Origin of the sequence: Salinisphaera sp. T5B8 (assembly GCF_040361255.1) — a bacterium.
Lineage (GTDB): Bacteria > Pseudomonadota > Gammaproteobacteria > Nevskiales > Salinisphaeraceae > Salinisphaera.
Genome location: NZ_APNG01000002.1, coordinates 88685 through 115684, shown reverse-complemented (window position 1 = coordinate 115684; position 27000 = coordinate 88685). Strand labels below are relative to the sequence as shown.

23 protein-coding genes are annotated in these 27000 nt (G+C 60.7%); 12 read left to right on the top strand and 11 right to left on the bottom strand.

What is annotated here, in order from left to right:
- The first annotated feature begins 32 nt into the window (after positions 1–32).
- Positions 33–959 (top strand): glutathione S-transferase family protein, encoded by a 927-nt coding sequence (locus T5B8_RS02285; RefSeq protein WP_353175877.1) that lies wholly within the window; start codon positions 33–35, stop codon positions 957–959.
- 58 nt (positions 960–1017) lie between these two features.
- On the top strand, positions 1018–1233 hold the full coding sequence (locus tag T5B8_RS02280) for a hypothetical protein (protein WP_353175876.1): 216 nt from the start codon (positions 1018–1020) through the stop codon (positions 1231–1233).
- On the opposite strand, the gene T5B8_RS02275 is transcribed toward T5B8_RS02280, so the two are convergent.
- From T5B8_RS02275 to T5B8_RS02265, 3 genes are all read right to left on the bottom strand, one after another.
- Positions 1211–1651 (bottom strand): YchJ family protein, encoded by a 441-nt coding sequence (locus tag T5B8_RS02275; protein ID WP_353176189.1) that lies wholly within the window; start codon positions 1649–1651, stop codon positions 1211–1213. The two genes, T5B8_RS02280 and T5B8_RS02275, sit on opposite strands and share 23 nt — an antisense overlap.
- Before the next feature lie 143 nt (positions 1652–1794).
- Positions 1795–2772: a calcium/sodium antiporter gene (locus T5B8_RS02270; protein WP_353175874.1), complete on the bottom strand. Its 978-nt coding sequence runs from the start codon at positions 2770–2772 to the stop codon at positions 1795–1797.
- A 185-nt stretch (positions 2773–2957) separates the two neighbouring features.
- Positions 2958–3515, bottom strand: a complete 558-nt coding sequence (locus T5B8_RS02265; RefSeq protein WP_353175873.1) for a lipocalin family protein — start codon at positions 3513–3515, stop codon at positions 2958–2960.
- 378 nt (positions 3516–3893) lie between these two features.
- Between T5B8_RS02265 and T5B8_RS02260 the strand changes: the two genes are divergently transcribed.
- From T5B8_RS02260 to T5B8_RS02250, 3 genes are all read left to right on the top strand, one after another.
- Complete coding sequence (locus T5B8_RS02260) at positions 3894–4799, top strand: GGDEF domain-containing protein (RefSeq protein ID WP_353175871.1); 906 nt, start codon at positions 3894–3896, stop codon at positions 4797–4799.
- 271 nt (positions 4800–5070) lie between these two features.
- Positions 5071–5823: an AcvB/VirJ family lysyl-phosphatidylglycerol hydrolase gene (locus tag T5B8_RS02255; protein WP_353175869.1), complete on the top strand. Its 753-nt coding sequence runs from the start codon at positions 5071–5073 to the stop codon at positions 5821–5823.
- A gap of 243 nt (positions 5824–6066) precedes the next feature.
- Entirely contained in the window at positions 6067–7086 is a 1020-nt protein-coding gene (locus T5B8_RS02250) for a GGDEF domain-containing protein (RefSeq protein WP_353175868.1), read from the top strand.
- Positions 7087–7142: 56 nt separating this feature from the next.
- On the opposite strand, the gene T5B8_RS02245 is transcribed toward T5B8_RS02250, so the two are convergent.
- Positions 7143–8093: an alpha/beta hydrolase gene (locus T5B8_RS02245; protein ID WP_353175866.1), complete on the bottom strand. Its 951-nt coding sequence runs from the start codon at positions 8091–8093 to the stop codon at positions 7143–7145.
- A gap of 307 nt (positions 8094–8400) precedes the next feature.
- Between T5B8_RS02245 and T5B8_RS02240 the strand changes: the two genes are divergently transcribed.
- The 5 genes from T5B8_RS02240 (at position 8401) to T5B8_RS02220 (ending at position 12968) form a co-directional block, all read left to right on the top strand.
- Positions 8401–9894, top strand: a complete 1494-nt coding sequence (locus tag T5B8_RS02240; protein WP_353175865.1) for a protein adenylyltransferase SelO — start codon at positions 8401–8403, stop codon at positions 9892–9894.
- Positions 9895–10040: 146 nt separating this feature from the next.
- Positions 10041–10814 (top strand): SDR family oxidoreductase, encoded by a 774-nt coding sequence (locus T5B8_RS02235; RefSeq protein ID WP_353175864.1) that lies wholly within the window; start codon positions 10041–10043, stop codon positions 10812–10814.
- A gap of 430 nt (positions 10815–11244) precedes the next feature.
- Positions 11245–11730 carry a pyridoxamine 5'-phosphate oxidase family protein gene (locus tag T5B8_RS02230; protein ID WP_353175862.1) on the top strand — a complete coding sequence of 162 codons (486 nt, stop codon included), beginning with the start codon at positions 11245–11247 and terminating at the stop codon, positions 11728–11730.
- Positions 11731–12049: 319 nt separating this feature from the next.
- Positions 12050–12385 (top strand): TA system antitoxin ParD family protein, encoded by a 336-nt coding sequence (locus tag T5B8_RS02225; protein WP_353175861.1) that lies wholly within the window; start codon positions 12050–12052, stop codon positions 12383–12385.
- Positions 12386–12404: 19 nt separating this feature from the next.
- The gene (locus T5B8_RS02220; RefSeq protein ID WP_353175859.1) at positions 12405–12968 is read left to right on the top strand and encodes an ATPase; all 564 of its coding nucleotides are present in this window, start codon (positions 12405–12407) and stop codon (positions 12966–12968) included.
- Between the two features lie 148 nt (positions 12969–13116).
- Here T5B8_RS02220 and T5B8_RS02215 read toward each other — a convergent pair whose 3' ends face one another.
- The 6 genes from T5B8_RS02215 to recD all read right to left on the bottom strand — a co-directional run bounded on the left by T5B8_RS02215 (position 13117) and on the right by recD (position 22066).
- Complete coding sequence (locus T5B8_RS02215; protein ID WP_353175858.1) at positions 13117–14631, bottom strand: DUF5666 domain-containing protein; 1515 nt, start codon at positions 14629–14631, stop codon at positions 13117–13119.
- Positions 14632–15424: 793 nt separating this feature from the next.
- Positions 15425–16588: a phosphorylase family protein gene (locus T5B8_RS02210; RefSeq protein WP_353175857.1), complete on the bottom strand. Its 1164-nt coding sequence runs from the start codon at positions 16586–16588 to the stop codon at positions 15425–15427.
- Positions 16585–17031 carry a response regulator gene (locus T5B8_RS02205; RefSeq protein WP_353175856.1) on the bottom strand — a complete coding sequence of 149 codons (447 nt, stop codon included), beginning with the start codon at positions 17029–17031 and terminating at the stop codon, positions 16585–16587. Before T5B8_RS02205 ends, T5B8_RS02210 begins: the two co-directional genes overlap by 4 nt.
- Positions 17032–17033: 2 nt before the next feature.
- The gene (locus T5B8_RS02200) at positions 17034–19748 is read right to left on the bottom strand and encodes a hypothetical protein (protein ID WP_353175854.1); all 2715 of its coding nucleotides are present in this window, start codon (positions 19746–19748) and stop codon (positions 17034–17036) included.
- 269 nt (positions 19749–20017) lie between these two features.
- Positions 20018–20152: a hypothetical protein gene (locus T5B8_RS02195; protein WP_353175853.1), complete on the bottom strand. Its 135-nt coding sequence runs from the start codon at positions 20150–20152 to the stop codon at positions 20018–20020.
- Between the two features lie 3 nt (positions 20153–20155).
- Positions 20156–22066: an exodeoxyribonuclease V subunit alpha gene (recD, locus tag T5B8_RS02190; RefSeq protein WP_353175851.1), complete on the bottom strand. Its 1911-nt coding sequence runs from the start codon at positions 22064–22066 to the stop codon at positions 20156–20158.
- 265 nt (positions 22067–22331) lie between these two features.
- On the opposite strand from recD, the gene T5B8_RS02185 reads away from it, so the two are divergent.
- On the top strand, positions 22332–22628 hold the full coding sequence (locus T5B8_RS02185; RefSeq protein WP_353175849.1) for a type II toxin-antitoxin system RelE/ParE family toxin: 297 nt from the start codon (positions 22332–22334) through the stop codon (positions 22626–22628).
- Between the two features lie 33 nt (positions 22629–22661).
- Positions 22662–22946 carry a HigA family addiction module antitoxin gene (locus tag T5B8_RS02180; protein WP_353175847.1) on the top strand — a complete coding sequence of 95 codons (285 nt, stop codon included), beginning with the start codon at positions 22662–22664 and terminating at the stop codon, positions 22944–22946.
- 383 nt (positions 22947–23329) lie between these two features.
- On the opposite strand, the gene recB is transcribed toward T5B8_RS02180, so the two are convergent.
- Complete coding sequence (recB, locus tag T5B8_RS02175; RefSeq protein ID WP_353175845.1) at positions 23330–26959, bottom strand: exodeoxyribonuclease V subunit beta; 3630 nt, start codon at positions 26957–26959, stop codon at positions 23330–23332.
- Positions 26960–27000: the final 41 nt, after the last annotated feature.

Below are 27000 nucleotides of genomic sequence, written 5' to 3'. Positions count from 1 at the left end.
GCTCATTTCGAAACGAGAGAACACTTACAAAAATGAACGAACCGCTGATTCTTCATCATTACGATGGCTCGCCCTATGCAGAGAAGATCCGGCTCATGTTCGGGCTCACGGGCGCGCGCTGGTCGTCGCTGCTGTGTCCCGTACAACCGCCGCGGCCGAGCCTCGATCCGCTCACGGGTGGCTATCGTCGTATTCCCGTCGCTCAGCTGGGGGCGGATATCTTCTGTGACACCGCCCTGATCGCAAAGGAACTTGCGGTGATGCTGGATTGCCCGGCGCTCGATCCCGATGCCGTGGACGCCGAGGCCGCCGCGCTCATGGACTATGCCCAGGGCAAGGCCTTCTTTGCCGCCATCGGCGCGGTGCCGACGCCGCGGTTGCTCGTCACCATGCTCGGTATGTTCGGGCCGGTCGGCACGGTGAAGTTCATCAAGGATCGTATCAACCTCGTTAAAGGCTCGACGGTACGCGCGCCCCAGGGCGAAAAGGCCCGGGCGGTACTGAATACGCTCATCGACGATCTGGAAGCCCGACTGGAAACGCACCAGTGGGTCGGAGGCGAGCAGGCCTCGGTGGCGGATTTCGCCACCTTTCATCCGCTATGGCTGCATGTGAGTTGCAGTCGCCGCGCGCTGGACGCGGGCCCGAAGGTCAAGGCCTGGTATCAGCGCGTGAGCGAAATCGGCCATGGCCACCGCGAGGAAATCGCGAAGGAACAGGCGTTTGCCTCGGCACGCGATCGAAAACCCCGGCCGCTGCCGGACAGCGTCGCGGATGCGCCGGTGCCGATCGGCACGGAGGTTCAAGTCGCACCCGCCGACTACGGCAAGGTCCCGGTGTCGGGCACGCTGGCTGCACTGACCGACGACCGCATCGTGCTTACCCGCGATGCCTGGCAATTCGGCACGCTGCATGTGCATTTTCCGCGCAATGGCTATTCGTTGACGGCCCAGTCCTAGCCGCACGCAGCCGTGGGTACCGGCCGCCTGAATCGCGGTCGGTACGCGTTACGTATCGATGCGTACGGCCGGCGTGCGTCATGACTCGCGCAAGAACGGTCAAACGGTCGTGGCCGCCCGGAAAGCGCTGCATAACCTCTCGCGGGTGGCGTTCGAGTCCTCACAGACGGTGCGACAAGGCGTCCGAGCGCAGCGCCTGCCTTATTGGCAGGTCAAGCCCGGCAACGTGGTCGCGGCGCTCTCGCTACCGGTCACGCTGCGCAGCATTTCTTGAATTTGCGGCCGCTGCCGCAGGGGCAGGGGTCGTTGCGGCCCGGCTCGAGGGCCGTCACCGTCGGCTCGCCGTCGACATAGAACCACTGGCCGTGTTCGCGCAGGAATCGGGAATATTCCTCGAGTACGGCAAAGCCGTTGTCATCGCGAGAGATGGCACGAAAATGCACCCAGCCCGCGTCGTCCGTTTCGCCGCTGTCGACCACGGTCAGGCCCAGCCAGCGGTCGCCGGCCGGTAGATCAAGCGTGGCGGGCCGTGTGCTCGCATGCCAGCTCGATTTCACGTAGGCCGTATCGCCCAGGGCGTACGCACTGTAGCGGGCACGCATCAACGCCTGCGGCGTTGGCGCGGGTCGGCCGCGATGATACGGCGCGCAACATTGTGCGTAGGCAAGGCCGGACTGGCAGGGGCAGGTCATGGGGTACGACGCACGGGCAGCATGGCGGCCTATCGTAACGTGAAAACCGGCAGGCGCCCGTGCGCGCAGCTTGCGTGCGGCGGGCATATGTCGCGACATCGGGCGGTGCCGATGTGCGGCCTGCGTGCCGCGGCAATCCGAGCTCACTCGGTGGCGGCGAACGCACCGATAACAAGCCAGGCCGTATAGACGATGAAGGCGAGCACGAAAATCCCGCCTTGCGTGCGGTTGAGCTGCGCGCTGGGGCGGCCGAATCGTATCGCGCAGAGCCAGAGCAACACCGTCAGCGCAAGCATGATGGGCCAGTCACGGTGGCGCACGCTCGGCTCGATCTCGATCGAATTGATCAGCCCCGCGATGCCAACCACGCCAAGCGTATTGAACAAATTCGAGCCCACCACGTTGCCCAGCACCAGCGCGTAGGCCTTGCGACGCACGGCGCTGATCGACGAGGCCAGTTCGGGCAGGGAGGTGCCGACGGCGACGACGGTCAGACCGATCACGAGATCACTCACACCAAGCGCGGTCGCGATCGTGCTCGCACCCCAAACCAGAAGGCGTGAGCTTGCGACCAGCAAAAGCAGGCCAAGGATCAACCAGAGCAGCGAGCGTCCCAGCGGTGCCACCTCCGGCTCCGGGTCGATCGTCGGCGCCGCGGTCGCGGACTGGCCGGCCCGTCGTGCCTCGATCGCCACCAAGGCGAGATAGCCGATGAGCGGCAGCAGCAGCAAACTCGCATCGAGCCGGCTGATTGCCCCATCGTCAATAAGCCATCGCGAGAGCAATGTCACCGCAACGAGCAGGGCAATTTCGCGGCGGGCCACGCCCGCTGCCACCGGAATCGGGGAGAGCAACAGGGCGACGCCCAGCACCAGTGCGATATTGGCGATGTTCGAGCCGTAGGCGTTGCCAATGGCAAGTCCCGGCTGGCCGTGCCAGGCCGATAGCCCGGAAATCAGAAACTCCGGCGCCGAGGTACCCACGCCCACGATCACGCTACCAATAAGAAACGAGGGCAGGTGTAGATGATGTGCCGTGCCCACGGCCCCTTCGATGAAGCGTTCCGAGCTCCATACCAGTACAGCCAGGCCCACCAGAAGGGCAGCAGCCGGTATCAGCATGGTCTGGACTCCTTATAGACGTGCGTGGTTGTGGGTAGCTGCGGTATCAATCGTAGGCATGGCCTCGACACGCCTTGCCAGTGCCACGCCGATTCGGTCGGTGGCATAGCATGGCCTGCGGGCGTCGGCTACCTCGGCGCCGCGGGTGCATCGCAAGCCGGCAGTTGCCGTTCGGCGTTCATGGATCAGGATTGTCGATAGGGCGTGCAGACATCGCCCTGTTTCGGATACACCAGATCCTGGGTATCGAATCCCATCGCGCGGGCCTTGTTCACGAGCGCGGCGCGCTCGGTCTTTGGAAGTTCGGGCTGGCGGGCCAGAATCCACAGATAACCGCGATTGGAGCCGCCGATGACGGCGGTGGTGTAGTCATCGTCGAGCGCCAGCACGTTATAGCCGGCATAGAACGGGCCGAAGAAGCTCACCTTGAAGCGCGCGGTATCTTCGCCCGCCACGAAATAGGCCTTGCCGACCGCCTCGCTGGCTTCGCCCTTGGACAGATCCACGCCGCGATTGACCACGCGCACGCCGCCATCATCGCGTTTGCTGTAGGCCGCGCTTACGCAGTCCAAACCCCGCTCGAAACGGTGATCCAGCCGCGCGATTTCGTACCAGCGCCCCAGATATCGATCGAGCGAGAACGGCTCGACCGCGCGCGTGCCATCCGGTATGCCCACGCAGCCTGCCAGGAGCGCAACCAGGCCGGTAAGGACGAGCAGGGCCGGTGCAATCGAGGTTTTCATTGGCGGGTTCCGATCGTGTTCGGGTGGTATCCGACTATTGTACGGACCCGTAGGTCATCGCTCGTAAGGCGCCATCGGTCCACGCCGTCGCAACTCAGCTGAAAGTTGCATTCAAAAAGTGAGGGCCGCGCGACAAACTTCGGGCAGGCGTGTGTCGACTATGAGCGCGGTGGGATTGCGCACGATGATTGGGGCGGGCCGCAACGGCCGGCTTGCGAGTGACCTGATGTAGTCAGGGGCTCGCGCCGCGCGTTTTGCCGCAGGCTGGTCCCAATTATCACTACAGACTTGCAGATTGTGACGTGCCCGGTCAGATTTGTAGGCCTGATTGATTGGGGGATCAACATCGAAAATCTCGACCGGCGGGGAACGCAACTCATGGGCGAGGCGCTGGCTGCGCTCCCGGACCCGGTTTTCGTGCTGACCGAGAGCGGGCGCTATGCCGCGATTTTCGGCGGCCAGGATCGTGAGTATTACCACGACGGTTCCTTTCTCGTGGACTTCAGCCTCTACGACGTACTGTCGCAGGCACAGGCCGACTGGTTTATCGGCGAAATTCGCCAGACGCTGGCCGACAACTGCCTGCGTATCGTCGAGTACGACCTGGCGGCTGCCGATGTCGCCGGCGTCGATAGCAACGATGGCCCGGCAACCCCTATTCGCTTCGAGGGCCGCGTACAGCCGATCCGCTCGCCCGTGAACGGCGAGCGCGCTGTACTGTGGCTGGCCAGCAACATCACCACCCGCCACGAGATGGAACAACGCCTGCGTCGGCTCAGCGAAACCGATGAGCTCACCGGTTTCCCCAATCGCCGACGTCTGATGCACGCGCTCAACGAAGCGCTCACCAAATACGATACCCAGAACAGCCGTATAGCCTTGCTGATCATGGATATCGATCGCTTCAAAACCATTAACGACCGCTATGGCCACCCCGCGGGGGATGCCGTGATCTGTGCGGTATCCAGCGCCTGCGGTGCCCGTATCAAACGCCGCGACCTGTTTGCCCGGCTCGGCGGCGAAGAATTCGCCACCGTGCTGTACGACATCACCGCCGCGCAGGCGCTCGCGGTGGCCGAACGGTTACGCAAGACCGTGGCCGACGCAAGCTTGGAGCCCAAACCGGGAGAAGGCCCGCAGGTAACGGTCAGCATCGGCGTGAGCGTGGCCGGGCCGAACCGGCGCCGCAGCCATGATTTGCTCAGCCAGGCCGATGCCGCGCTCTATCTGGCCAAGACGGGCGGACGCAATCGCGTGGTGCTGGCAGAAGACTGCAATTATTAACCCCGCGTGAAAATGGATGCGTTTTCGGGTTAATAAAGCGGGCATGTGAAACCATGCTCGCCGCAGCCAGCGGCTGCGAAGCCATGGAAAATTAACAGGGACACGGGCCGGCCTTTATTGTTCGATGGCGTTGAAAACAGCGGACCCAGTCAGCTGTTTTGGTGCCGGATTAATAGGCGGCATTGTACGTTTCGAAGTCCGCCTGCGTGGGCTCGCATATACTGGCGTGGCATTGTATCGGCCGCATCGGCCCCACTTGACCAGATACGACATGAATCGGCGATTTCTTCGTGAGCGCGTGGCCTGGTTGCTCGGACTCGCCGCTATTGTTGTCGGCACCCCGGGCTGTATTTTTCATCCGGGGGGTGAGCCCGTCGCCGCCGCGGTCGCGGATCTGCCGCTGGTGATCTATCCGCCGCAGGCAATGACGCACGCGAATGCGACGGCGCGGGATACGCTGGTTGTCATGCTCTCGGGCGACGGCGGCTGGGCGGGGCTGGATAAAGCGGTGGGGCAATCGCTGGCACAGGCCGGCTATGCAGTGGTCGGTTGGGATTCGCTGCGCTATTACTGGCACCGGCGCGAGCCCGCCCAGGCTGCGGCCGATCTCGATCGCGTCGTGCAAACCTATCGGCAACGCTGGCAGTTGGGGCATGTGGTGCTGATCGGCTATTCACGCGGTGCCGATGTCATGCCGTTCCTGTTCAATCGGCTGAGTGCGCAAACAAAAGCCCGGACCGCCGATATCATCTTGCTTGGCCTGGCCAGTCATATCACCTTCGAGTATCACCTGCTGTCGTGGATCGGCCTTGGGCCCGAGGGGCTTGCCGTGCTGCCCGAGGCGCGACAGCTACCTGCGGATCGCACCACCTGTCTCTACGGCGTGGAGGATCCAGAGGCCATATGCCAGGAACTTGAGGCGGCCGGGCTGCACCTGGTGGCCTTGCCTGGCGGGCATCATTTCGATCATCGATATGAAGCGCTCGCCGAACGGTTGCAGCAAATAATCGCCCACGGCGCGTAACCGGGCCCGCGTGTCACAGTCGTATGGCGGGCGCCTGAGTGCAGGCTAGCGCGGCGTGCCGGGCTTTGTGCAGAGCGGCCCGGTTTCATTCGCGACGCATGCCAGCCCCATCGTGCGGGCTGGCGTCGGGTTCAGTGGCAAACACGTTCTAGCCTGAAACGCATTAAACATACCCTGACACGGCCGATAACCGCTGGGAAACATGAATTAGAGGGCACGCCCTCGGTACGGACAGGGGAACGAATGAGCCTTGCCTCGCCCGATCTGGGCATGCCGCTTTCGCATCGTCATCGCCGCAATCTACTGCGACTTCTGCTGCTGGTCACGGCCGTGTTCGGCTTTGTTTTCGTGGTCGTGAACTTCGAGGCCGGACGCTATGGACTGATGTTGGTGGATCTGGCCATCACCGTGGTCGCGCTGGCGTTGTCTCCCGTGGTGCGCAGAACATTTCACCTGCGGCGCTGGTGCATGTGGTATCTGGTTTCGATCTATGCGGCCACACTCTATGCGCTGGCCTCGCCGACCACCTCGATCACGGTGTTCAGTTGGGTGCTGGTGATGCCGTTGACGGCGCACCTGTTGCTGGGACGCCGTCTGGGCGGTCTGTTTTCCATGTTCTACCTCGTCGTGGCGGCGAGCCTGTTTGTCTGGCGCTTCGGTATCGATTTCGCTTTGAGTACGCCCGGGGCCACGGCCAACATCATTGGCGTAACCCTCTGGACCTATCTGTTTGCCTATTTCTACGAGGCCAGCCGCGAATCCGCCGAGGATCAGCTTTCCCATCAGGCGCTGACCGACTCGCTCACCGGCTTGGCCAATCGGGTTCAGCTCGAACAGGCGTTTGGCCGTCTGGCGAGTACGGCAACGCTGCCGTTGTCGCTGCTGATGCTCGACCTCGACCATTTCAAACGCATTAACGATGCCCACGGCCACGCCACCGGCGATGCCGTGTTACGCAAGATCGCGGATACCCTGCGCGAACAGACCCGCGGCGACGATGTGGCCTGTCGCCTCGGCGGGGAAGAATTCTGTGTATTGCTGCCCAATACCGATAACAGTGCGGCCGCCCGTCTGGCCGAACGCCTGCGCGAAGCAATTGAAGCGTTGCACTATCGCCACAACAACGACGTGCTGCCGCTTACCGCGAGTATCGGGTTTGTCAGTACCACCAAGCCGGGCCAACCGCTCGACCGCATGCTGCACGCGGCGGACGAAAAGCTTTATCAAGCCAAGTTTGGTGGCCGCAACCGCGTCGTCGGCTAAGTCGCCGGGTGCGGTGGCCGCGCGATGCGTTTAAAACACGCGCCAGCCAACGCCCGTTAGCCGGTGCTGCCCAGATGGGTGCGCACGGCCGCGGCGATTCGATCCATCGCATCGCCAGTGGCCGCCAGCCATGCATGCATTTCGATAAAGCCGTGGATCACGCCCGGGTAGTGGGCATGGTCGACATCCACACCGTCGTCGGCCAGCCGCGCGGCATAGAGCACACCCTCATCCATGAGCACATCCGCGCCGGCGGTGATCACCAGCGCGGGTGCCGTGCCTTCCAGTGTTTTTGCCAGAATCGGTGATACCCGCCAGTCGAGCGGGTCGGTATTGGCATCCACGCTGCGCTGGCCGAACCAGGCCATGAGCTCGGCGGTAAGCGGCGGCACATTCGCATTGCGCCCCTTCGATGGATATTGGCCCGCCGCTTCGCGCAAGTCGGTGGCCGGGTAGATCAACACCTGCAGGGCCAGCGGCCAGCCCGCGTCACGGGCGGCCAGCGCCACCACGGCGGATAGATGCCCGCCCGCGCTGTCACCGCCGACCGCGAGTCTTTGCACGTCGATATCGAAATCCTGCGCGTGTTCCACCAGATAGCCGTAGGCGGCGATCGCGTCGTCGGAAGACGCCGGCAAGCAATGTTCCGGGGCCAGGCGATAATCCACGGCAATGAGCTGACAGCCTGCGCGCTGGGCCAGCTGACGGCAGATGCGATCGTGCGATGCCAGATCGCCGAGCACCCAGCCGCCGCCGTGAAAATACACAAGCGTTGGGGCCGCGCCCGCAGCCAACCCCTCCGGGCGATAGCGCCGCGCGCCCAGGTCGCGGCCGTCGAGCGCGAGCGTCTGGTCGACGACTTCGGCCATGGGCACCGGCTCGCCGCCGCTCGCGGCCAGGGTGTCGATATAGAACTGGCGCGCCTCGGCCAGCTCGAGATCGGCAAACGAGATCTCGGCTTCGCGCATTTTGGCAACAACGCCAGCGACTTCCGGGGTGAGCGACATGGACAGTCCTATCAGTCGGGTGTATGCAGCAGGCTTGATAGCACGATTGTTCAGGTGCATGCACGCCGTGCGAGTTGGACCGCCTTGGGGGCGCGTTTGCATCGGGCGGCGTGTATCGCCGGGCGCGCCAGCCTGAAAGGGCGCTTTCGTGCCACGACATTGCTGCGGCGTCATGAATGCGCATACTTGGATGAACCCATGCCGAGCCGTTGAACCTCGCGGTCACGGCCCGCACCCTTGATAAGGTCAAGCCCAGCCAGCCGCCCAACATCGCGCTGGCAATATCGTTTGCCGCGGAGGCATCGCCATGACCGAAACCGCAGCCGCCGAGCCGTTCGTGCTCGACAACACTTATGCCCGCCTGCCGAGCGAATTCCACGCCCGTGCCATGCCGACGGCCGTTACAGCGGCGCGTCTGCTTCGGGTCAATCGCCCCCTGGCCGAACAGCTCGGCCTCGATGTGCAGGCGCTCGAAAGCCCCGCGGGGGTCGACATTCTGGCCGGCAATCGTGTGCCCGAGGGCGCCGAACCGTTGGCGATGGCCTATGCCGGGCACCAGTTCGGCAACTTCTCGCCGTTGCTGGGCGATGGCCGGGCCGTGCTACTGGGCGAAATGATCGATCGCAACGGCGTTCGGCGCGATATCCAGCTCAAAGGCGCGGGGCCGACACCGTTTTCGAGCCGGGGCGACGGGCGCGCTGCGCTCGGCCCGGTCATCCGCGAATATGTCGTTAGCGAAGGCATGGCCGCACTTGGGATTCCCACCACGCGCGCGCTGGCCATGGTCGCGACCGGCGAACCGGTGCTTCGAAGGCGCGCCGAGCCGGGCGGGGTGCTGACCCGCGTTGCGGCCAGTCACGTACGCGTGGGCACGTTCGAATACTTCTCCCGGCGCGGCAATAACGAAGCCGTGCGCGCGCTCGCGGATTACGTCATCGAGCGCCACTACCCGCATTGCGCCGATGCCGATAACCCCTACCAGTCCCTGCTGGAAGAGGTGGCGGTACATACGGCCGACCTCATCGCGCAGTGGCTGCTGGTCGGATTCATCCACGGGGTGATGAACACCGATAATGTCTCCATTGTGGGGGAAACGATCGACTACGGCCCCTGCGCCTTCATGGACAGCTACAACCCGGCCACGGTGTACAGCTCCATCGATCATGGCGGACGCTATGCCTACAACCGCCAGCCGGGGATTGGCCAGTGGAACCTCGCGCGCTTTGCCGAGTGCCTTCTGCCGTTGCTGGACGATGACCAGGAGAAAGCCGTAGCGCAGGCCCAGGCCGTGCTCGAACGTTATGTCGAGCGTTTCGAAACGACCTATCACGACGGTCTGGCAGCCAAGATCGGCCTGGAAGAACGCTGCGAAGGCGACGCTGATCTCGCCTACGATCTGCTCAAGTGCATGACCGAGCAGGGCGCAGACTTCACGCTCACCTTCCGGTATCTGTCCGATCTCGGCCGAGAAGCGGACGACCGGGACGACAACGTACGCGCGTTATTCGATGACCCGGCCAGCTTCGACGGCTGGGCAGCACGCTGGCGCGAGCGCCTGGTCGACGAAACCCGGAACGACACCGAACGTCGCGCGGCCATGCGCGCGGTCAACCCCGCCTATATCCCGCGTAACCATCGTATCCAGCAAGCCATCGATGCGGCCGAGGCGGGCGATTACCAGCCGTTGGACGAATTGCTCACGGTGGTCGCGAATCCGTTCGACGACCATCCGGAGCTTGCGGATTATGCGCAGCCGCCGAAGCCGGAAGAGGTCGTGCAGCGCACCTTCTGCGGCACCTGACGTGGGCCCGCGGTGGCGACTGAAGCCGCCACCGCATGCTGGGCCGGTGAGGCGTTGACGGTTCCACCGGGCTTCGCCACTCTCGAACCGCTCGCCCGTGCTTGGTTTATGCGCCGGGCCAAAACATATCGATAAAAGGATTCAGGATGGATACCGCCGCTCTTTTCTCCCTTGAAGGTCGTTGTGCACTCGTCACTGGCGGGTCCCGCGGCATCGGCCGCATGATCGCGGAAGGCCTGCTGCGCCAGGGTGCGCGCGTCTATATCAGCGCACGCAAAGCCGAGGCCTGCGACGAAACCGCGCGCGAACTCTCCGAAATCGGGCCCTGTGTTTCGCTGCCGGCGGATGTGTCCACCATGGACGGCATTCAAGCGCTGGTCGCCGCGTACGGCGAGCACGAGAAAACCCTCGACATCCTCGTGAACAACGCGGGCGCGGCCTGGGGCGCGGAATTCGATACCTTCCCCGAAAGCGGTTGGGACAAGGCCGTGGATCTCAACATGAAAGCGCCGTTCTTCCTGGCCCAGGCATTCAAGCCCATGCTGTTGGAAGCGCGCGCTGCCGGGCCGCTCGCGAAGATCATCAACATCGCCTCGATCGACGGCCTGTCGCTCAATCCGCAGGAAACCTATTCCTACCACGCCTCCAAGGCCGGTCTGACCCACCTGACCAAGCGAATGGCCGTACGCCTGGCCCCCGAAGGCATCGTGGTCACCGCCATCGCCCCCGGCGCATTCGCCTCGAACATGAACAAGGTCGCGCGCGACCACGGTGACGAGATCGCGGACCGAATCCCCTCGCGCCGTATCGGCGAGCCCGAAGACATGGCCGGTGCTGCGATCTACCTCGCATCCCGAGCCGGCGATTATGTCGTGGGCTCCACGCTGGTCGTGGATGGGGGTGTCAATATCGCTCGGTGAACCGAACGGCGCCGGTAGCGCGTGCCGGCCCGGTCACAGGGCAAAGCGAACGGCGTTCGCGTCAATCGGGTCGGGCGTGTGTACATCGCGCGTGGGCTTTGCGATCGCTGACCAGCAACGACAGGCGCCTCGTCTTACGTAGCCACCGGCCGATTCCAAGCTTCACAGGCGTCTACGTTGATCCGCAGGCGCCGTGGTTGCGTACAGTGATCAAGATACGCGAATAAGTCGCGATACATGCCGCTGCTAAGCCACTCCGTCCGCTATGCCGGGACAGGCCGTCAGTCCGAACCGGTCTTGTCCATCACGGCTGGGGCCGATGGGTTGAGGGATAAGGTTAATGGCGGTGGTCGCAGGCGTATCCCAATCGAACGCCACGTTCGTTTATGGCGTTCAATTTACTTCAAGGCATCCGAAGGATTGCAACATTATGTCTAGCCCGGAACACAAGCAGAAGATCTGGAACCTCATCAAAGACATCCAGGTCGGGATGCTCGTCACTTTGGACGACGACGTGCCCCGTGCCCGTCCCATGCATCTGGTTCAGGATGAATACGACGGCACGATCTGGTTCTACACCCGGCGCAGTTCGGAGAAAGTGCTGGAAGCCAAGGGCGACAGCGAGATCTGCCTGACGTTCTCCGACCAGGAAGCGGGCGTTTATGTCTCGATGTCGGGTACCGCGCGTATCACCGACGATCAGGCCATCATCGACCGCTACTGGAACCCGGGCGTCGCCGCCTGGCTGCCGGAAAAGGAAGATCCGGACGTCGTCATGCTCGAAATCGATATTCAGATGGGCGAGCACTGGGCGGCCAAGGAAAGCAAGGTCTTCCAGCTTTATGAAATGGCCAAGGCCAACATCCAGAGCGACAAGACGCCGGACATTGGCGAGAACGAGAAATTCGGCGGCTAAGCGGCCGTACGAAAGCATAGAAAACGCCCAGTTCGCTGGGCGTTTTTTATGGCCTGAGCGATTTGATGGAAGCGTGGCCGAACGGCACTCGTCTGTGAAAGGGCGGTGAGCGCCCGTCGAACGACATGACGAGTCAAACCAAACCAGCGGCTTTGGGAACTAATCGGCACCGGTCGCAATAGGCGACGTCAGTCCGCTCCAAGCTTACCCTGCGGCTAGGCTAGCGCCTTTCTGCCACATTTGTGGTAAATTCGAACCGTTGCCGATGGGCGCGTGATGCCGCACCGTCGGATAATCAGGGCAAGGCAGGAGGCTGGTCATGGCTACTGAAAGTGTTCGTCTATCACGCGCCATACTCGGTCAGGCGCGAAAAGAGGCGGGCGTGATGTCGCGCACCGTTCAAGCGCAGCTCGAGCATTGGGCACGCGTTGGCCAGGCGATCGAAAACGCGCCCGGATATGACCGTAACAAGGTGCAGGACGCATTGCGTGGGCATGTCGCGCCCGACGAACTGGACCCCTACGAGCGCTCTGTATACGACGTCGAACATGAAGCCCTCATGGAAAAGGCCGGCGACGAAGAAAAGGCCTTTTTCAAACAACTCGCCGCGAAGCAGCGCGCCGCAGGCATCGATCCGCAAGACTTAGGCAGCTGAAGTGGAGTCGCGGCCAACGATGTATGTGCTCGTTGGCCCGAATGGGGCGGGTAAGTCGACGCTCTACGAGCAACGGCTTGGTCCGATGACCAACGTGCCGTTCGTCAATGCGGACGAAATACGCAAGGAAAGACAGGCCCAGGGCGAGATGCTCGATGCCTACGCCGCTGCGCGATTAGCCGCGGCGGCCCGAGACGCCTACCTGAACGACCAGCGCTCGTTCGTCACCGAAACCGTCTTCTCGCATTCAAGCAAGCTCGATCTGATCCGGCATGCCAAGGCCCAGGGCTTTCGTGTCGTCATCTTTCACGTCAACGTTCAGAGTGCCGACATATCGGTCGCCCGTGTGCGTTTTCGCGTCACCCAGGGCGGGCATGACGTACCGGAGCATAAAATACGGGAGCGATACGCACGCAACCCCCGGTATATTCGTGCCGCCGTTGCACTGTGCGATCTTGCCCAGGTGTTCGACAGCTCGAAGGCGAATGCACCGCCGCGTCATATTCTGACTTTCAAGCATGGCCAGCTCGATAAAGCCGTAGGCGATATGCCCGGCTGGGCGACGGCAATCTATGGGCTGTAAGTCACCCGCCAACGACCCGGCGTCAGCCGGGTGTGGGGCTGAGTGACGCGTGCTGGGCGCAGTGTTGGCAAAAAAACGGCCGCAGGTTGCGCCGCGGCCGTTTCGCTTGGGCCTATGGCTCGGCCCCCAGTGGCTCGATCGAAACGGATCAGTCGTCGAGTTCGATCTCGTCGGCGACGAAGACACTGCCGTTAAAGCGGCCCGAGATCTCGATACGAACGCCTTCCTTGGCCATCGCGAAGAAATCCGATTCGGTGAGATTGTCGAACGACGCCGCCGTGGCGTCGATGGTCACGCCGGAAACCACGAGCGTCTTCAGGCCGCCATCGAAGCGATCGATAAAGCCTTCGATTTCATCGCGTTTCTCGTCGTCCTCACGTTCGACACGGCTTGCGAAGAGCGTGCCGTCGTCATTGCGCGCGGGCAGTTCCACCCGGTCGCCGGGCTGAATATCCGCCAGGCTGAAGGTTCGACGGTCGTCGCGCTCGTCGAGCAGGCGGGTGCGATCCTCCACACGGACCGTCACGCCGAAGAGTTCGATCGCGTCTTTGGCCACGGAACTGACACGGCCGGCGAATTCGATGTCTTCGCGACGATCGTCGTCTTCAACATCATTACTATCGTCGTCCCGATCGCCGAAATCCTCATCGAAGGAAATCTCCTTGGCAAGCAGAACGCCGTTATCGTCAACGACACCTTCGACCTCGACCACCGCACCGACGCCGAGATTGGCCACGCTGCCATCGTCGAACTGGGTATTGGCGTCGAAGCGGATCGTCACGCCCCGCAGCACGAAGCCGTTCGTACCGGTCAGTTCGCTGATCTGGCCGAACAATTCCACTTCCGCGCCGTCATCGAAGAAATCCTCGTCATACGATTCGTCCTCGACCTTGTCGGCCAGTAGAACGTCGTTTGCATCGAGGCGGCCCTCGACTTTCACGAGCAACCGGTTGGCAAGGCCGCCGTCGCGGTCGATCTCCAGCTCGGCGTTGCCGTAGTCGATCGTCAGACCGCCCACTGTGAACCGTCGCAGCTGGGTATCGAGATTGCGGACATCACCGGTAACGGTGACGGCATCCGCGTCGCTCTCGTTGTCGACATCCACATAGCTTGCGACCGTGAACCCGGCGCCCGTGCGTTGACCACTGATCTCGACCACATCGCCGAGCGCGAGCGTGTCCAACGCGTTATCGTCGTCGAACACGGTGGCGCCGACGACCTTCACCGGTTGGCCGGCGACCTGGAAGCGGTTATTGTCGATCGCCAGGGCAGTGATCGGGCCCTTGAGCGAAGCGTCGTAGCGCACGCTTGCGGCCACCAGCAACCCGTTTTCGCGGCGTGCTTTGACTTCGACGATCTGGCCGACACGCAGGCGCGCCTCGACGTCGCTTTCATCGCCAAACAGGATCGCCGCATCTTCGGTCGCGAAACGCCGGCCGTTGACGATGACACTCCCGAAGCCGGTGACCGGCCCGCGGGCGAACACACTTTCGCTGGTCGAGCCGGTAGTGGTGCTCGTCGAGTCGCTGTCGTCACCGCCGCCGCTACCACCGCCACAGCCGGCCAGGCCCAAAGCAATCGCACAGGCCGCAGCCAGCGTCGTACGGGCGGGCCAGCGTGCGGCACGCGACGCGCCCGAATGGGTTCGGTCGATTCGAGTCAATGTAATTCTCCAAAACAATCGATTAAACGAAAGGGCCACGGCCTCTCCGGAACGCCACACGTAGGCGACGGCGAACCCCGGATCAGCACATTCGTTGTATGGTCAAGCCATTGTTCTGTCGACGATTCCGGCGATAGATTGCGCACAGCTTAATCGACTATCGGCGGCACCCGGCGGGCCTTGAATTAAGCCTGCAAGTAGTGCCGGACGTAAGTTTTGGAAGGGACGATGTGTCGTGTTCGCGATTCGCGGTTGAAGTTCAAGAGTTCCGCAACGCATGCGGCAACGCTCGACGCCTAGCACGGTTGGCGTGAAGACGCCGCGTTCAGGTGCACGGCAGTATTACCGTGGCCATGACGACAGCCTGTGGCGAGCGGCTCGGTGCGATGTGATATACCGCCGACGAAAAGTGGTGCGGCGAAGGGGAGTGGCCGTCGCGGCCGTGGTTGGGCGACGCGGGAGTTCGAATTACAAAGGTGTCATTTTCCGGGGCGCTCGCACACCGTTAGCGGAGCTGGACCGGAGAGTTCCATATACTGTCCCCGGATCGCGTCCCCCGGATCGCGCCGGATCGCGCTTTTGCTGCGGGAGTTGAACTCGCAAGGCAGAATTGTGGATAGAGGCCCTAAGCTTGGGCTCGCGCGTGAGATCGGGCGCATAGCGAAGCGGGGCGGAGGAGTTCAGCATACTGTCACCGGATCAGTCCGGATCCTCCCTGTCACCGGATCGCCTGATACCGTCCCAGATCGCCTGGATCGCGATGTTGGCCCGACTGTGGGTCTTGTAAAAGCGTCTATTCCAATAACTTAACCAAAACAGCGACGGTGAACCTGGCTGCCAAGATAGCGCCGCCATCGTGGATATCATCGTTCTTTTGTTCGTCGGCCATGTCGACAACCGTTTTAACGGCGAAGCAGATTGGTTTGGTTTGCGACAATGAGACAGCGCGGTGCAATCCAAATATTTCCATGTCTATTCCAGCTACATTGCCATGTTGCCGCCTTATCTGCTGTTGATAGATCTCTGAGGCAATAACGGCTGAGCCCGATACCGTAGGCGCTATCTTACCACCGACATGGGGCACATTTATTTGCCCGTACTTCGACTCTAACAAGCGAAAATTTGGGTCGTTCTCAAGAATTTGATGAATTATTACGCGTACTTCGTTGTTAAGCGGCTCTTGAAAAGAGCGAACTTGAAAGCTATCTCCGCGCCATTTTCCGGCTTGATGCTCCCAGCAGACATCGGAAACAAGTAACGTTCCGACTTCAACTTCGTCCGGGAACCCTCCACAAATTCCTGACATACAAACAATATCTGGTTTTAAAACTTCCAATATACGCGTCGATACGATGCTTGAGTCTACGATGCCCATTCGGGGTAAGACTACACACGCGCCTCGCACGCCAGCCAATTGCATTTCACGGATGTCCAATCCTGAGAAACTTGTTAGCTCCCCATATTCGAATGACTGATCATTAACTGCTCGGTATGCACTACGTTCAAGCTCTAGCGCACATATGATGACGAATTTATAAGTGTTAGAGAAGCAAACTTTTTGCATGCATATGTTCAAGCAAGCTTTCCAATGACTCTCATCGCCATACGAAATTAGAAAAATACCGGCCCTAGCGAAGGCTTTTGAATGTTCGGTGACAATTTCTTCGAAGCGAGAAATAGCGACAATAGTCGTATTATTGTTGAGTCCACTTTCGGTGATGTGTTCCAAAATTTCGTAGGAGACATCGGCGGGCTCGTCCCCAGCCCGGCGCGGCAAAATTAGATCCACAACGATTAGGTCATAAGTCGAACGAAGCAGACTTCGCGTCGCGTCGGAAAAGGTTTCGCTGAACTCGATCTCCGATGTCGTCGCATCGAAGAAGTTGTCTATTTCTCGCGTGAGGCTGTCGCGTTTATCAGCTTCGTCTTCGATAACCAATACTCGTACCGATGTCATTTAATTGCCTGTTCTAAATGCTTTCGCCAAGTTAAGTTTTGAGCGTTAAAATAAATTACGCTTTTAACAACAACATCTAGCGTATTTGTTAGGGCTTTCCCGGCTTTTTCGAGCGGAAGGACTTTATTGTCGAACTCAATATCCGGAAACTGGGTTAAGATAATAACCGTATCCTTACGCTCGTCATATGATAATTCGAGCAGTACCTCGATACCCCCGGTTGGTTGAGAGATTGGCTGCGCGCCTCCTGGAGTCATTTCGTAGCTCGGTAGCGACATGTCTAGGATGATTAGGAAAAATTCTCGCTTGCGAACCAGAGTTACTGCGTCTCGTACGGACTTCGCTACATAAATCGTCGTGATGTCGAGTATTTCATGTAAAAATTCTTCGATGAGTTCCTGTTTATACTCATCGTCCTCAACTAAAAGGATCGCGTGTTCCATACTCAACCTCGAAGAAGCCGCAAGTCGAAAGTTAGCGTGACTTTGTTTGTATGGTATAAATGTCTTACGCCAATTATTTCGTCTACTTCTTGAACACTACGGCGCAGCTTCTTAATCCCACTGTTGGTGTTGGTCGATATAGCATCGTCCGTATCTGCCACCATTGCAGCGTCTATTTGGCGTTTGCTTTCGGTTTCTTGGCCAGGCCTGAGCTCCGATGTGACTGAAATGGACCAGTATAAACCGTGTTCATCGTTATTTGACGAAACTTCTAACTCCAGAAGGCCACCCTGAACGCCGTGGCGCGCCGCATTTCCCACCAGGATGTATATAGCGTCGTAGAAGTAATGGAAGCGATGTCCTATAAGGTCGAGGTTTGTATTCCCTTTAAGAGATACTTGCGGATCAAAGTGCTCGTAACGTTGTTTGATCTCGTCTAGAACGGCTTCAAACATGAGTTCGATACTAGCGCTGGGGCTAGCCGATGACGGCTTGGTTAGCCATGACTGAACGATTTTAAATCGGCGTTGCAGCTCCGAATTTAGCCCTCGTAAATCTGAGGAGATTAACTCGTTCAATTCCATTGAATCGGTTGTCCAGCGCCTGTCCGGATCTAGAATAAACTTCCTTCTAAGGCCTTCTAAGACTTCGCGTGTACGTTCAAGGTCTATCTCGAATATACGCCAACAGTATTCGTGTATCGCAACGATGCTGTAGTTTATTTGAGAGTAGTCCATCATACGCTGCGCTATGTCTTGCGACATAGTGTTCGCGATGTCGAGCTTTCGAGGTTCATTTAATGTGGCGTGGATTAATCCCTCCGGTTTATCTTTTGATCTCACATGAATCTGTTCAGCTGCCATGTGATAGATCGCCGCATCAAAATCCGAAAACCAAGACTCAAGGTATCGCACGAAGCGCGGGCAAGATAAACGAAACTTTGTGGCAATTTCATTGACGGAAGTTTGTAGCTCAATTACGAGAGTACCGTGAAGCGTTCCGTGACGGATCCTGCGACCTACGTAAGACGTTATGCCGAATAGCTTATTCCGACAAAATTCGGCGTAGCAGTCGTCAAGAACTTTTAACAAGCGAGTCCGAGGGTCGACGCGTACGCGCACGGGGTCCGCAAGTGCCAAATCGCCGTCATCCACCTCTAGCACTTCTTGGGCTTGCAACGACAAAGCGCGGAGGTCATTTGACTTATACTCTTGAATCCATTCAAAAAAGCGTATTGGGTCGACATATATACGTGTCTCGTCGATCGAGCCACGTATTTTTCTTAGCACTTGGCTTAGTCGATAGGATTTTGCGGACGTTCGCACTATTTGGTCGTCGAATCGGTCGGCATGCCATTCCAGGACAGCTATCTGCGCTTCATTTACGTCGTCAGGAGTTTTGAAAAGGTCGTATAGGCTTGTTAGGAAAGCTTCGTTAAACGTGTTCAAGAAAAAAGAGGAGACGTGTGCTCTATGAGTATCGATATGTTCCAAGAATTTGGTGAGGTCGCCGCCAAACTGTTGCCCTACGAGCTGTTGAAGGGACCGGCGCATATGATGATCTGTCTTTTGGGTGGTCTCTTGAGTATCTATAAGCGCAGCTCTAAGAGTTTCGTACAGCCCATCATCAGTTTTTCTCGGGAGCAGATTTCTCAGTTCAGACGATGATAAAAGGATGGGTACGTTAATTGTTTCATCTAAGAGTTTCGACAGCTCGCGACCATCGGGAATTTTCATCTCACTAGTCTCGCAGGACGCTATGAGTTGTATTGTTCGGTGGAGTGCGCCGTAAACCTCGGGGCCAAGTTCTCGCTCGGTCGCAATTTGTGGTTCTAAGATTTCGCCTACGCTACTTGCGGCGGGGAGGTATGATGCGGCGTTTTTGGGCGAGGGGAATATGCCGTCCAGCCGGGAGCCTATGGCGCGCTCGATATTCAAACGGTACGCAAAGACATTTGGGAACTCATCCCAGGCTGGTGCGTGGGAGAGTAGTGTCAAGTCGCGAAATTGATCAGTTGCTCCTAGCAGTCGGCAAAATTCGCGCAGCTTATTAGGATGGAATACGGACTCCCAATGCCGTATCAGCTTATCGGGAATTGCTGACTCGAGGAGTTCACGTGAGCGAGTATCGCCGGTTAGTCTAAAAAGTTCGCGCAACCGCATGAGATTTGCTATGGAATCGAGCACTCCCCATCGCGAATATGCCTGCACCCGGTCGCTAGCCGAAAAAGTCTGAAGGTCGAACGGGTTGAAAATATCTTTTATAATTATAGCGTTGCTTATGGGCGCTCTATCTTCCTTGATCAGCCGTTGGAGTGAACGGCGTATATCGACGTAATCGCGCTCGTGGTCCACAGAGTCTTCGAATGCGACAGCCAGTAGGTGGCGACGGGGGACTAAGAACGGCGAGACGACGTTATGATATAGAAAATGCTTAAACTCTGTAGGCAGCGCGGAATGCCTCAGGCTATTTGCTTTATTCGCTATCCAAAGCGACGCGCCAAATTCAGCCTTGAAGAGCATAAATTTACGCTTGGCGTTATCGATATCGCCGGCGAGTATCGAGGTGTTTAGTTCGCTTATCAGTGTTAGCGCATTGGCTATACTCTCTGTGGCCTCAGCTAGCCGCAGGCGTTCGCCTGCTAACTCAAACTCGAAAGCACCGGACTGCCAGAAAGGTATCTCTTCAACCTCGCGGGCTGAACGCGGAAAATCCACAGGTCTAGCACGTTTAGCTACTGGATTGCTATAAACATACCTAAAGAAATTATTAGCTTCATTAACTGGGCACCGTTTTCTCAGTCGTGCCATTGTTCTCTTGGCGGTGACTGACCCGGGTTCGCTAGCCAGAAAGCCGCGCAACGAGTTTTTTGTCTGTAAGTCGCGGATTATTTTTATCGAGGGGTCTATTTTCTTTCCGCTAGGCATTGAGTTACCAGTTTTACTTGAGAAATAATATTGAAAAATCAGAAAGGTCGTAATCGGGGTCAGGTCTTGCGTTTTGCGTCAAGGCGGTTAACCGCCTTCTGTTTGAGAACCACGACGCCAGACCGTTGCTTGCGCTGATGCTGAATGGCTTCGAGCAGTCCAGCTTTTATGCTCTCGAAAGCTGTTTTCGACATGTTTTATTCTCCGTTACCGATCCGGTCTGCGAGTCCGGAAATCCGGGTGACCCGGCGGCTAACCGCACGCGCCACACTCGATGGTTCAGCGAACACCACCAACCGCTCGCGCCCACGCGTCAACCCCGTATAAAACAGCTCCCGCGTCAAAACCGGCACGTCGTAGTCCGGCAGTACGAGTATGACGGCATCGAACTCCGAGCCCTGGCTTTTGTGGATGGTCATTGCGTACACGGTGTCGTGCGCGGGTAGTGCGCTCGGCAGGAAAGCCCGCAGGCCGTTATCCCCCTCAAACCAGACTCTAAGTTGCCCGTCTGCGTTTTTGAGCGCAATACCTACATCGCCGTTGTAGAGCCCGGTCTTGTAGTCATTTCGTCTAACCATGACGGGGCGGCCGTGGTACCAGGGCTGTGTCGGGTTGAAGTCGAAGCGCCGTGCCAGGTGTTCGGTGATGCCGGCGTTAATGGTTTCGCTCCCGGCCGGTCCCTGGCGCACGGCGGTGAGTACGGTTTGTTTGCCCAGTTCGGCGAGTGCGAGCGTGGGGTCCGTGGCGTCGACCAGTCTGGCGTAGTTCTCCGTAAGGCGATCCATGAGTTGGCTGATCGCCGCGGCGTCGGCGCGTGGGTGATAGACGAGATCGTCGTGGCCCGCAGTGAGCAGCGCTTCGGCGGCTTTGATGTCGCCTGCGTTTACGGCGGCGGCAAGTTGGCCGATGGTGCTGTCGGCGTTGAAGCGGCGGCTGGTTTGTAGCGTGACGACGTGATCGGCCAGGGTATGGTTGGCGGGTTGCATCGGTTGCGCCAACAGTTCGCCGGCAGCGGCTTGCTGGTTTTCGGTGAAGCGGTTCACGCCGGCGTTCGCACAGATTTCGGCCAGCACAGAGCCGGATTCGACCGAGGCGAGCTGGTAACGGTCGCCGAGCAGAATCAGCCGCGCGTCGTCGCGTATGGCCTCCGCCAGCTTGGCCATCATGGGCAGATCCACCATCGAGGCTTCGTCGACGATCACCACGTCATACGGCAGTGGGTTGTCGGTGTTGAAACGGGCGCGGGTGGTCGCACCCGTGAGCCCCAGCAGGCGGTGCAGCGTGCGCGCGGTTTGCGGCACGTGTTCTTCTGCGCGCTGCTTGTCGAAGGTGGCGTCGGCGCCCATGTCGTCCAGGCCGTTGCGTACGGATTCGAGCATGCGCGCAGCGGCCTTGCCGGTGGGCGCGGCCAGGGCGATGAGCGGCGGTGTGTCGTCGTTGCTGAGTGCGGCTTCAATGAGCACGCGCAGCAGGCGCACGATCGTGTAGGTCTTGCCCGTGCCGGGGCCGCCGGAAATCACCGTGAAGTGATGGCGCAGGGCAGCGAAGGCGGCCACGGCTTGCCAGTTGGTGGCGTTCGGGTTGGCGGCGTCCGCGGCGAACAGGCCGTTGCCGGGTTTGAGCGCGTCGACGTTCACCGGGTTCGGCGCAGCGTTCATCAGCTTGCGCAGACGTTGGGCGAGCGCGGTTTCGTAGGCGTGATAGCGCTGTAGATAGAGCCGGCCGTTTTCGAGGATCAGCGGGCGGGTGGGTATGTCTTCGTGCGCTTCGCCGTCGAGCACGGTGACCAGATCGCTCGCGGCAAGCGCGTCGCCCAGCGCGGCCTGATTGGCGCTGCTCATCAATGCGGAGGGGATTTGATCCAGCGCGAGGCAGGTATGGCCTTGTGCCACGGCCCAACTGGCCAGCGCGAAGGCACGGGCCACGAGACGGTCTGCGCCGTGGCGCCGCGCCCAGTCCGCCAGGGCGAGGTCGAGATCGGACAGCGCGGCGTCGTTTACGGCCGATGATGTCGGTGCTTTTTCCACGGCTATGGGGGCGGGCGTTTTCGTCGCTTTGTTGCTTTTGCTTGGCGCGTCGAACAAGTCGCCTGTGCGGGATTCGGTCATTGCGAGCTTCGCGTTATGGAGCGCGGCGGCGTACGACAACGGCGGTCGCCGGGCGCGGGTCCGCACTCCTGTCGCCGCGGGCCAACGCAGTTGTCGCCGGGCGAGCGCGGTCGTTGGCTTTGGAATGCCGGCTCTCGGGTCTGGGCTGGCTGGGCTGAACAGAGAAGCACGGCATGCGGCGGGCGCGGTTTGCGGATCCACGACTTGATCGAGGTTGGCTGGCTTTGCTCCCGTTGCATGGATTAACGGTATCCGTTAATTTGCTATGATGATCGTATCTTTCGGCAACCGCGCGACCGCGGATCTGTTCAACGGCGTATCCAGCAACAAAGTACGGCGGTTGCCTTCGCAAATACTCGATTCGGCGCTCTACAAGCTGGATATGATCAACGCGGCGACGACGGTGCGCGATCTGGAGGTGCCGCCGGGCAATCGGCTTGAGGCGTTGCGCGGCGACTACCAGGGATTCCACAGCATTCGAATCAACAGCCAGTGGCGGATCGTATTTCGATGGCACAGCGCGGACGCGCATGATGTTGCCATCGTGGATTACCACAGATGAGCGGTGCGACATCAAGCTTTTGGAGGTACCGAGATGATTCCCACGCAAAGAACAGCGACCCATCCGGGTGCGATCCTGCTGCATGAATTTCTCGAACCATTGGGTTTGAGCCAGAAGGCGCTGGCCAGCCATCTGGGTATTTCCGTTCAGCGCGTGAATGAGATCATTCGCGGTAAGCGGGGCATTTCTGCAGATACGGCATGGCTTTTGTCGGAGGCGTTCAATACATCGCCCGAATTCTGGGTGAATATGCAGACGACATACGATTTGTCCGCGCACCGGCCCAAGCGGCATATTGAGCCGATCGTTGCCGCATAGCTTGGGCGTAAATGGCTGGGCGATAACGCGTATGCGATGCCAATGCGACGCGACCGGGTCAAATGCCTCCGGGGCCATGTCCATTCGGCCCGAGCGCTTCATATTGCGCTGGCGCAGGGCCGAAGCGTAACCGGGTTGTCTTTTGCTTTGCCCACTTCCGTTTGGACAAGCAAACGACAGTGGATCGCGCTGCAGCGCTAAACCGAGGGGGCGTAAACCTCGTGAGCAGCGATAGGCGCTCGGTTTACGTGTGGGCCATGACGCACGATTTTCGCGGGTTTGAGCGCCGAGCGCTACGCCGACTGCGACGCCGGAGTGTCGGCTTACGGCCTTCGGCCTAAGCCGACCTACGTAGACTACAGGGGCTACGTGCGGTTGCGAGTTCATGCGGTCGCCCCCTGCGCGGTCAGTTCGGCATCGAACAACGCATCCAGCGCTTCGATCAGCGCGACGGGTGGTGTGTCGGTAAATACGCCGGTGCTGGTTTCGCCGTCCATTGCCCGTACGAACAGGTACTGTACGCCGCCCAGATGGCGGGCCGGGTCATAAGCATCGCCCAGCGCCTGGCGTAGATGCCGGTGCAGGGCGACGGTGTAGATGAGATATTGCAGGTCGTAGTGGGCCCGGCCGATGGCGCGGCTGAGCGCCGCCTCGTTGTAGGCTGCCGCGGTGTCGCCCAGGCGGTTGGTCTTGTAGTCCAGCACGTAATAGGCGCCGTCTTTTTCCACGACGAGATCGATAAAACCCTGCATCAGGCCATAGAGCGTTTGCTGCGGCGTGCCACCAAGGGCAGCGGGCAGATAACCGGCATCGCGCAACAATGCCACCAGCGCGCCCAGACGATTACCGCGCAGGCGCAGCATGAATTCCATTTCGGCGAGGCTGCGGTTGGCATCGAGTGCGGCCAGCGGGCCGAGTTCGGGCAGCGGCGTATGGACGGTGCGGGCGATGAGCGCGGCGGTCTGTTCGATACGTACGTCCTGTTCGTCGTCGCCGACGAGGCCGTATTTTCGTAGCGTTTTGATCAGAAAGGCGCGCTGCTCGTCGGTAAGCGGTGCGCCTGGCGCGGGCCAGGCCGCACGTTTGGCATTGGCTACCCACTCTTCGAGCACGTCGTGTACTGCCGAGCCAAAACGCACGCCGGCCAGGCGCGCGTCCAGGGCGGGCAAGCTGTCTTCGTTATCGGCGGCGACGATCTCCGACGGCGCGCTGGCCAGTTCGTCTTCGGCGCCGGCTTCGGGCAGTTCGGCCGGGCGGTTGTCGGCCGGGGCATGGGCCAGGCGCGAAAAGCTGTAGGTCGACCAGCGCGGGCGCGGGACGGGCAAATCATCCCGCGCCTCGCCCAGCGTTTGCTCGCTGTGCGGTGTACGCCGTTCCACCGTCGGCGGCGTGCTTTCGGCATCGATCGGCTCGATGGTAATCGACGGGTTGTCGGTGAGCTGTTCCAGCGCGGCCGCGGCGCTTTGTTCGCCACGGCTGAGCAGGCTGGCCAGGGCGCTGGCGCGTGTCGTGGGCGCCTCGCGCCAGCCGACGACGATGGCCTGTTCGGCTCGGGTGAGGGCCACATAGAGCAGGCGCAGCGCTTCCGAACGCGCCTCGAGTACGGCCTGTTCGCGATGGGTGGCGTTATCGCCCACCAGGTCGATCATCGCCTGGCCGTTGTCGTCGTGAAAGATCAGCGGCGGCTTGTCGGGCGTGCCGGCGGTGCCCAGCCACAGCGCGAACGGCATGAACACGATCGGGTACTGCAAACCTTTGGCGGCATGCACGGTGGTGATACGCACCAGATCGGCGTCGGATTCCAGGCGTAGCTGGCTGTCGTCATCGATGGCGTTCGCCGTGCCATCCAGGGCGGCGGCGATGCGCTCGTCCAGCCAGCGTACGACGCTGGCCATGCCAAAGCATTCGGCTTCGGCGCTGGCGAGCAGTTCGCCCAGCTGCAGGTAATTGCTCATGCGGCGCTCGCCGTCGGTGAGCGCGAGCAGCGCCGGTGCACAGGCGACGAACAGCCGTTCCAGCGCGGTCAGTACGCCGCGGCTGGCCCAGGCTTCGTGGAGTGCGTGAAAGCGTTCGATGGCCTGCTGCATGGCATGGTCGTCGTCGGCCAGCGCGATGAGATCGGCCAGGCGTTTGCCGATGAGTGCCGTGGGCTGGGCCGCGCGTACGGCCATGGCATCGTCCGGTGTGGCCATGGCGCGCAGCACCCGGCGCAGGTCGTCGGCTTCTGCACTCGCGAACACCGAGTCGCGATGCTGGCAGACGGCCATGATGCCCGTGCTTGCGAGTGCGGCCTGAATGGCCGTGGCCTCGTGATGGCTATTGACCAGCACGGCGATATCGCGGGGCGCGATCGGCTGGTTGTCGCCGTCGCGGGTTTGCCAGTGGGTGGCGCCGTCGAGCAGGCGTGCGATGGCGGCCACGGTGTGGTCGATGAGCAGCGGGCGGTCTTCGCCTTTCGTGCCTTTGCCGCCGCTCAACTGCCAGACAGTGAGTGCGGATAGTTCGTCGCCGTGGGCGTCGACAATGCGTTTGTCGTTCGCTGTGCGGCCTGCCTGAATATGCGGAAAGTCGATCTCGTCGACCAGAAACGGCGCTTGGGCGGGCAGCGTGTACAGCGCTTCGATCGCATCGAGCACGGCCTGGGTGGAGCGGAAATTGGTGGTGAGCGTATAGCGTGCATCGCCGGCCGCGCGGGCGGCGGCGAGATAGGCATAGATATCGCCGCCCCGAAAACCGTAGATCGCCTGTTTCGGGTCGCCGATGAGCAGCAGCGCGCCGCGCTCGCGCGGTGTGTGCAGATAGACACGCGCGAGGCTGGCGTATTGCAGCGGGTCGGTGTCCTGAAATTCGTCGACCAGCGCGTAAGGCCAGCGCTCGTGCAGGGCATCGGCCAGCGTCTCGCCGGTGCCGGGCGTGTGCAATGCCGCATGAAGCGCAGCGATGAGATCGTCGAAGCTGTACTGGCGGCGTTCGATCTTGCGCTGGGCGGCGAGCGCGCGCACGGCCCGCGCGGCATTGTCGATCGCGGCCAGACGTGCCAGCGGTTGCAACTCGGCCAGCAACGGCAGGGCGGCGAGATCGGCCAGCGGTTGGCCGTACGCCTGCGATTTGGCGGCCTTCTTGAACTGCGGTGCCGGCTCGGCGAGCACGCGTATCCATGTGGGCAAGGCCGGCGTAGTGCCCGCGGCGAGTGCGTCGCGAATACGGCTGTCGATGGCCGCGATTTCGCCTGCAATATCGTCGAACGCGGCCAGTGTCTTGTACAGCTCACCGCTTTTGAGCAGCGCATCGGCTTCGAACGCCTCGGCGAGTGTTTTGGCGACGATGTCGGCCGTGCCCGGCCAGTGTTGGGCCAGTTCGTCGCCCAGCTCGGCCAGCCGCGCGTGGTCGATGCCGGCCAGCTGCACATGCGGGCGCGCGAGTATTGGTGCGAGCGTCGCATACAGCGCGTCTGGCGTTGGCCAGAGCGCGAGTACGTCGCCGGCCTTCGCGGGCGCGCCGAACACGTGCTCGCGCCAGTAGTCGGTGGTGGCTTCGCGGTAGATGGACGGATCGTCGATCGGGTCGCCGCGGTCGAAGGCCAGGGCGGATTCGAAGGCATTTTCGGTGGCGGCGCGCTGGGCGAAACCGTGGATGGTCACGATCGTGGCTTCGTCCACGCGCGCGGCGGCATCGGCGAGCCGGCGGGCCAGGGCTTCGCGTGGTTCGTCGCTGTTGTCGAGCACGCGCAGGGTGAAGTCGTGCTCGGCGTTGCCGGCGACGGCGAGTTCGCGGGTGTGGGCGATACGCGCGGCATCCGCCAGACGTGCGCGGATGCGTTCGCGCAGTTCCTGGGTGGCCGCGCGGGTGAAGGTCATCACCAGGATTTCACGCACGCTCGCGCGTTGTTCCACGATCAGGCGCAGATACAGCCCGGCCAGGCTGAAGGTCTTGCCCGTGCCGGCGCTGGCCTCGATCAGGCGCAGGCCGTGCAGCGGCAGGGTGGCGGCATCGAAAGGCTGGTTTGGGCTCATTCAGATCGTTGGGCCACGCGGGGCGCAGCGTTGGACAGTGC

Excerpts from the sequence above, each read along its gene's own strand:
- T5B8_RS02285 (WP_353175877.1), top strand. The coding sequence starts at position 33 with ATGAACGAACCGCTGATTCTTCATCATTACGATGGCTCGCCCTATGCA.
- T5B8_RS02280 (WP_353175876.1), top strand. The coding sequence starts at position 1,018 with ATGCGTACGGCCGGCGTGCGTCATGACTCGCGCAAGAACGGTCAAACG.
- T5B8_RS02275 (WP_353176189.1), bottom strand. The coding sequence starts at position 1,651 with ATGACCTGCCCCTGCCAGTCCGGCCTTGCCTACGCACAATGTTGCGCG.
- T5B8_RS02270 (WP_353175874.1), bottom strand. The coding sequence starts at position 2,772 with ATGCTGATACCGGCTGCTGCCCTTCTGGTGGGCCTGGCTGTACTGGTA.
- T5B8_RS02265 (WP_353175873.1), bottom strand. The coding sequence starts at position 3,515 with ATGAAAACCTCGATTGCACCGGCCCTGCTCGTCCTTACCGGCCTGGTT.
- T5B8_RS02260 (WP_353175871.1), top strand. The coding sequence starts at position 3,894 with ATGGGCGAGGCGCTGGCTGCGCTCCCGGACCCGGTTTTCGTGCTGACC.
- T5B8_RS02255 (WP_353175869.1), top strand. The coding sequence starts at position 5,071 with ATGAATCGGCGATTTCTTCGTGAGCGCGTGGCCTGGTTGCTCGGACTC.
- T5B8_RS02250 (WP_353175868.1), top strand. The coding sequence starts at position 6,067 with ATGAGCCTTGCCTCGCCCGATCTGGGCATGCCGCTTTCGCATCGTCAT.
- T5B8_RS02245 (WP_353175866.1), bottom strand. The coding sequence starts at position 8,093 with ATGTCGCTCACCCCGGAAGTCGCTGGCGTTGTTGCCAAAATGCGCGAA.
- T5B8_RS02240 (WP_353175865.1), top strand. The coding sequence starts at position 8,401 with ATGACCGAAACCGCAGCCGCCGAGCCGTTCGTGCTCGACAACACTTAT.
- T5B8_RS02235 (WP_353175864.1), top strand. The coding sequence starts at position 10,041 with ATGGATACCGCCGCTCTTTTCTCCCTTGAAGGTCGTTGTGCACTCGTC.
- T5B8_RS02230 (WP_353175862.1), top strand. The coding sequence starts at position 11,245 with ATGTCTAGCCCGGAACACAAGCAGAAGATCTGGAACCTCATCAAAGAC.
- T5B8_RS02225 (WP_353175861.1), top strand. The coding sequence starts at position 12,050 with ATGGCTACTGAAAGTGTTCGTCTATCACGCGCCATACTCGGTCAGGCG.
- T5B8_RS02220 (WP_353175859.1), top strand. The coding sequence starts at position 12,405 with ATGTATGTGCTCGTTGGCCCGAATGGGGCGGGTAAGTCGACGCTCTAC.
- T5B8_RS02210 (WP_353175857.1), bottom strand. The coding sequence starts at position 16,588 with ATGACATCGGTACGAGTATTGGTTATCGAAGACGAAGCTGATAAACGC.
- T5B8_RS02205 (WP_353175856.1), bottom strand. The coding sequence starts at position 17,031 with ATGGAACACGCGATCCTTTTAGTTGAGGACGATGAGTATAAACAGGAA.
- T5B8_RS02195 (WP_353175853.1), bottom strand. The coding sequence starts at position 20,152 with ATGTCGAAAACAGCTTTCGAGAGCATAAAAGCTGGACTGCTCGAAGCC.
- recD (WP_353175851.1), bottom strand. The coding sequence starts at position 22,066 with ATGACCGAATCCCGCACAGGCGACTTGTTCGACGCGCCAAGCAAAAGC.
- T5B8_RS02185 (WP_353175849.1), top strand. The coding sequence starts at position 22,332 with ATGATGATCGTATCTTTCGGCAACCGCGCGACCGCGGATCTGTTCAAC.
- T5B8_RS02180 (WP_353175847.1), top strand. The coding sequence starts at position 22,662 with ATGATTCCCACGCAAAGAACAGCGACCCATCCGGGTGCGATCCTGCTG.
- recB (WP_353175845.1), bottom strand. The coding sequence starts at position 26,959 with ATGAGCCCAAACCAGCCTTTCGATGCCGCCACCCTGCCGCTGCACGGC.